The organism is Mesorhizobium sp. M7D.F.Ca.US.004.03.1.1, assembly GCF_003998635.1.
GTDB classification, from domain to species: Bacteria; Pseudomonadota; Alphaproteobacteria; order Rhizobiales; family Rhizobiaceae; genus Mesorhizobium; species Mesorhizobium loti.
Window position 1 is genome coordinate 1 of the sequence record NZ_RZQG01001426.1, and the last position, 991, is coordinate 991.

Consider the following 991-nt stretch of genomic DNA (forward strand, 5'->3'; position numbering starts at 1 on the left):
ATCGTGAAGAGGTCAACGACAAGATGCACGACCGTCTCGCACGGCTGCAATTCGAGCGGCAGCAACAGCGTCGTGGTGGTGGCAGTGGCGAGCCGATCCCCGAGCGCGAGGCGCGAGGGCAAGACCTTCCAAGTCGGGACGATCCCCGCCAGCTGGAGCAGCCGCGCACTGGCACCGAGCAGGAGATGAGAGCCAAGCAGAAGGACGCCAACAAGCAGAAGGCTCATCAGGCGGAAGAGCAGGACCGCAAGACGCAGCGCTCGAACGATAACGATTATGAGCGCTGAACAAGGGCGTACCTAGCGTCCTCGCGAGGCGGCCTACCAAAACGACGCATTCGTCACAGAATGATCAGGCTGCATGGCAGTAATGCGCCTTCTTTAGGTCTTTCAAGCTACCTCGCCGATTTCCCAAAAGCAGTCGATCCGCTGAGCGGGCCGAGCCGATTGCTAACTGCGTGAGAGATCGAAAGACCTTCTACGCCCCCGCAGATTACCCCGAAACCAACAAGTGTCTGAGGAGACAACTCCCATGAAAGCGATCGTAGTGACGGACCAGGCTGCAGGAACAGTGGGGATGAAGCTGGTGGAGCGCCCCTAGCCGCAGGCGGCAATAAACGATGTCATGGTACAGGTTCATGCCGCGGGCTTCGTCAACACCGAACTGGAGTGGCCTTCGACCTGGGCCGATCGAGCCTTCCGTACCCGGACGCCATCGATCCTCGGCCATGAGCTGGCCGGTGTGGTCACCGCGCTCGGCTATGGCACGACGGGGCTTTCAATCGGCCAGCGAGTGTTCGGCCTCGCCGACTGGCATCGCGACGGCACGCTGGCCGAGTATGTCGCCATGGAAGCACGCAATCTCGCCCCGCTGCCGGGCGACGTTGACTTCACGGTGGGTGCGAGCCTGCCCATCTCCGGTCTGACCGCGTGGCAGGGACTGTTCCAGCTCGCCCGCCTTCAGGCGGGTCAGAGCGTGCTTGCGCATGGCG

Annotated in this window: 1 protein-coding gene and 1 pseudogene; both read left to right on the forward strand. The window is 62.3% G+C overall.

Annotation, left to right across the window (positions count from 1 at the left end; all coding sequences use genetic code 11):
• Positions 1 to 287: hypothetical protein (locus EN935_RS41195; protein WP_164771784.1), on the forward strand; the 287-nt coding region annotated here is incomplete at its 5' end.
• A gap of 244 nt (positions 288 to 531) precedes the next feature.
• A pseudogene (locus tag EN935_RS37645) lies at positions 532 to 991 on the forward strand (alcohol dehydrogenase catalytic domain-containing protein); the annotation flags it as partial.